This window comes from Alteromonas sp. AO-Serp (assembly GCF_017849675.1).
GTDB classification, from domain to species: domain Bacteria; phylum Pseudomonadota; class Gammaproteobacteria; order Enterobacterales; family Alteromonadaceae; genus Alteromonas; species Alteromonas macleodii.
Genome location: NZ_JAFLMX010000058.1, coordinates 1 through 4065 on the forward strand (window position 1 = coordinate 1; position 4065 = coordinate 4065).

Annotated in this window: 6 protein-coding genes; 2 read left to right on the plus strand and 4 right to left on the minus strand. The window is 45.6% G+C overall.

The window, feature by feature from the left end; translation table 11 throughout:
- Nucleotides 1-264 precede the first annotated feature (264 nt).
- Nucleotides 265-1011 carry a hypothetical protein gene (locus QVA83_RS05040; RefSeq protein WP_287498201.1) on the plus strand — a complete coding sequence of 249 codons (747 nt, stop codon included), beginning with the start codon at nucleotides 265-267 and terminating at the stop codon, nucleotides 1009-1011.
- Nucleotides 1012-1103: 92 nt separating this feature from the next.
- On the opposite strand, the gene ppiC is transcribed toward QVA83_RS05040, so the two are convergent.
- Entirely contained in the window at nucleotides 1104-1385 is a 282-nt protein-coding gene (gene ppiC, locus QVA83_RS05045; RefSeq protein WP_061486795.1) for a peptidylprolyl isomerase PpiC, read from the minus strand.
- A 185-nt stretch (nucleotides 1386-1570) separates the two neighbouring features.
- On the opposite strand from ppiC, the gene QVA83_RS05050 reads away from it, so the two are divergent.
- Nucleotides 1571-2083: a YgjV family protein gene (locus tag QVA83_RS05050; RefSeq protein WP_071960224.1), complete on the plus strand. Its 513-nt coding sequence runs from the start codon at nucleotides 1571-1573 to the stop codon at nucleotides 2081-2083.
- A gap of 84 nt (nucleotides 2084-2167) precedes the next feature.
- Here the strand turns inward: QVA83_RS05050 and cyoE are convergent, their stop codons facing one another.
- The 3 genes from cyoE to QVA83_RS05065 all read right to left on the minus strand — a co-directional run.
- The gene (cyoE, locus tag QVA83_RS05055; RefSeq protein WP_061486796.1) at nucleotides 2168-3064 is read right to left on the minus strand and encodes a heme o synthase; all 897 of its coding nucleotides are present in this window, start codon (nucleotides 3062-3064) and stop codon (nucleotides 2168-2170) included.
- Nucleotides 3065-3261: 197 nt separating this feature from the next.
- On the minus strand, nucleotides 3262-3633 hold the full coding sequence (gene cyoD, locus QVA83_RS05060) for a cytochrome o ubiquinol oxidase subunit IV (RefSeq protein WP_012520077.1): 372 nt from the start codon (nucleotides 3631-3633) through the stop codon (nucleotides 3262-3264).
- Nucleotides 3633-4065: cytochrome c oxidase subunit 3 (locus tag QVA83_RS05065; protein ID WP_287498202.1), on the minus strand; the 433-nt coding region annotated here is incomplete at its 5' end. The genes QVA83_RS05065 and cyoD, both read right to left, overlap by 1 nt.

Genomic DNA, 4065 nt, shown 5'->3' on the forward strand with positions numbered 1-4065 from the left:
ATGTAGACGCGCTTATTGCCGCCCTTGCCGACAATTTACAGATATCTACAGACTACTCTAGCGACACTATTGTTCTTCGCCCCCGTTAACGGTGGGTTTGCTCATAAGTTCTTACTTAGCTTTATTGAGCTACAAACTAAGAGTAAAGCGCGTTCTAAAGCTTAACTCGCGCTTTTACCCACTCCCCCTTACAATGACACCTTATACCAGTCGGCAAGCATTGGTATGATAGATAAATGCATCAAACAATAAGGCGTCTTTGATATGCAAATAGGCAGTGCTGTAACGGCAATTAACCATTTCACTTCCAGGCTACTATTTCTGGCCACCTGCGCGGTGCTATCTAATACAGCTTTCGCCATTGAAGCTGGCCAATATTACTATTTCATTTCTGACAAGTGCGTGGCTAAAGGCCCTCAAACGCCCGAAGAGCGAGGCGCCGTAACCCCAGATGTTATGCTATTTGAAGTGGTACCTGCGGGGATCAGCGACTACTACGTAAACATGAATACGAGCGCACTGATTCACTATACAGAGGAAGGGCAAGCGCACCTTTCTTCAATGGAAGCAGAGCAGGCCTATACTGCTGGTAAAGCACCGTCGAAAGACAGCCTTAGAAAAGATGGCAATGCCATTCAGCACGACTTCATGCTGCAGCGCGAAGCAATAGATTTAAAAACCCTGATAAACACGTTAAATGGTTTTTCCCAGCTGCAGTCTGATAAAGGCTACTTTTTTAAGAAAATCGTAGGCCTTTCTAACCCCGACGCTATATTTAAAGCCATTACCCGGGTTCGCTTAAGCGATATGGGTTACGACAATCGCATGATGCTAACAAGCTACTCCAGCGACTACTTTATGCTGGATGAACAAGGTAAGGCCTCTGACACAGCTTTTATTACGGTAGATCACGGCGCAGCGCTACGCAATTCACTGCACGACACCAACAGCCCGTACGTCATATTTACCAAAAATTCAGTATGCGGTGAAAAGTGGGAGCCGGGCAATTAACAAGGTAATTAGCTAGGACATACTTTAAACGCTTGTTGAATGGATCGGGCTTGCTTCGGCTTTAGCGGCTTTGGTTTTAAAAGGCTCTGGTTTTAATTACTACGATAGAGCGTTTTAATAAGGTGGTAGCCGAAACGGGTCTTCACCGGCCCGTGTACTTTGAGCACGTCTTTTTTAAATACCACATCGTCGAAGGCTTTTACCATTTGGCCTCTACGAAATTCACCAAGATCGCCGCCACGCTTGCCCGACGGACATTTAGAATAACGCTTTGCTAATGTCGCAAAATCCTTACCCTTTTTAAGCTGCTCTAAAATAGAAAGCGCTTCTTTCTCTGTTTTAACCAAAATGTGAAGTGCAGATGCCGTTGCCATGGAAAGGACCTAATTTGTCTCGCGGTTTAAGAATAATATCGTGCACGCTAAGTATACCCTAGTGAACAACCCGCCTGCCATTAGTCAATGTGATGTGTTGGGCTAAAAAAGCGATGTAAAGGCTACTCTGCTGTTTAAAAACTGCGTATCGTTAACCTTTATCAATCTTTGACGAGCCTTCCCTTTTGTTACCAGAATTTGACTTGGCCCAAGCGATAGGAATGCTAAGTTTTGCGCTTGGCATTTTGTGCTTTTATCAGCGTGATGATCAGCACCTGCGAATAATGATGGTGGTGATGAATTTAAATCACGCCCTGCATTTTGCGCTACTTGGTGCCGTAACCGCATGCTTAAGTGCCTTGCTTTCAGTGGTAAGAACAGGCATTTCAATTAAAACTCGCTCCCGCAGTGTCGCCTATCTATTTATATTAATATCGCTAGCAGCCGGGCTGTATTTGGCCGAAGTTTGGTACGATTTATTCCCTATTTTGGGCACGTGCATAGGCACTTATGCCTTATTTTGTTTGTCAGGAATACGCATGCGTTTAGCGTTTTTGTGCGGCGCTATATGTTGGCTAACCAACAATATTATTGTCGGCTCTATTGGCGGCACCCTGCTTGAAGCTACGCTACTGGCAGTTAATAGTTTCACCATTATTCGCTTGTACAGAGGGCAAAAAGCACTCGGTCAGGCCTGATTGCCCAAAGTGAATGCGTTGCTATACGCACACTGCATTGAAAGCTTTCAAGCCAACCTCGTGGGGTGAGTCGAAACACGTCAATTAGAACGAGAGCGCAAACAGACTCGTTACTGACGTATGATAGTCCAGTGACATAGCGACGGATAACAGCGTTATATTCACAATGGAAAAACCAAAAACACGTTTTGCCCAGCCTTCTACGTTGATGTCGGGTCTGTATCCGCGCAGCGCCATCAACAGCCACCAAAGGCTTGTTGCGAAAGCAACTGTCAAAAAGCCAATACCCGTATAGCCGCTAAGTGGAAGCAGCATTACTACTAAAGCAAATAACGCAATATGAAGGACGATATGGCGTTTTGCTTTCGCAATACCTTGCGATACAGGCAATACGGGAATGCCAGCCGCCTTATAGTCGTTATACCTAAAGATAGCGATGGCATAAGAATGGGGCATTTGCCAAATGCTGAACATACACAGCAAAATAGCCGCAGCCATATCAAACTGACCGCTCGCGGCGCAATAACCGACTGCGGGCGGAACGGCCCCCGACAAACTGCCAACGAAGGTGCCATACACCGAATTTCGCTTCATATACAGGCTATAAACACCCACATAAATGACGTAGCCAAAAGCGGCAAAAAATACGGCAGTAAGGTTGGTGTAAAGCGCTAACAAGCCAAACCCTGCAATACCCAGCACAGCACCGTGCAACATCGCAGTACGTAATGGTAACTCGCCTGTTACCGTAACCCGGCTAGCCGTGCGCTGCATTTTGCCGTCGATATCTCGGTCAATGCAGTTATTAATGACACAACCTGAAGCCACCACCAGCGATAAACCGATGAGCGTTGCGAGCAATAGCCAATAATCTATATCGCCACGGGACGCGAGCAAGAAACCGCCCGTTACCGAAATAGCATTGCCCATAATAATGCCGGGCTTGGTAACTGAGAGGTAGCGTTTATAAGTAGAGGTCATGGGTAAAATCCAAATTTAGAACGCGCCCATTTAGACACGTATCAAGGTGTACTGAGAAGCCCCAATGTTGCCCCCAAAATAGGTTGCACCAATAGAAGAGCGAAACATGAGGGCTTAACGTACTGACCGCGATGAATTAATCACATTGAAAAGCCTGACATGATCGTCAGGCTAGACCACGCATATACAGAGATTTGCTAATACATCATCATGGCGTTTGATTCGTAGATGATCCAAACGGATAACCCAACCACCATGAAAATAATAAGCGCACTGAATAAGAATGAAAACGTATTGGCTCTGCCTTCTTCAGTAACAAAGTTAAGGTGCAAAAAGTATTTGAGGTGCACCCAAATTTGAACCAAGCCCAAAGTTACCACGCTCCAAATCGTGGTAACTTTAGATAGGTCGCCATTCATCACTAGGGTGAACGGAATAGCGGTAAGTACCACAGATAGAATGAAGCCAATAATATAAGACTTCACATCGCCATGTGCGTCATCACTATTGTGGGTCGATGAAGCGTGACCGTCCGTATTTGAAGCTAATTTTGCATCGTGTAACGCCATTACATTGCCCCCATTAAATACACTACGGTAAATACACATATCCATACGATATCGAGGAAGTGCCAAAACAGACTTAAGCAACTAAGTCGAGTAACGGTTTGCTCACCTAAACCTCGGCGGGTTACTTCAATAAACATGATTGTCATCCAAATAAGACCTGCTGTAACGTGCAGTCCGTGCAGCCCTACTAACGAGAAAAACGCCGTTAAAAACGCACTTTGCTGCGGCCCGTTACCATGCTCAATAAGGTGATGAAATTCGTACACCTCCATACCAATAAAACACGCACCCAGTGCCCATGTCACCGCCAGCCAAGCAAGGGCGCCTGACTTGTTTTGTCGGTGAGCACATATCATGGCAAAGCCAAAGGTAATGCTGCTTAAAAGCAGAGCGGCTGTTTCAACTGCAACAAAGTTGAGCTCGAAAATATCT

Excerpts from the sequence above, each read along its gene's own strand:
- QVA83_RS05040 (WP_287498201.1), top strand. The coding sequence starts at position 265 with ATGCAAATAGGCAGTGCTGTAACGGCAATTAACCATTTCACTTCCAGG.
- ppiC (WP_061486795.1), bottom strand. The coding sequence starts at position 1,385 with ATGGCAACGGCATCTGCACTTCACATTTTGGTTAAAACAGAGAAAGAA.
- cyoE (WP_061486796.1), bottom strand. The coding sequence starts at position 3,064 with ATGACCTCTACTTATAAACGCTACCTCTCAGTTACCAAGCCCGGCATT.
- cyoD (WP_012520077.1), bottom strand. The coding sequence starts at position 3,633 with ATGGCGTTACACGATGCAAAATTAGCTTCAAATACGGACGGTCACGCT.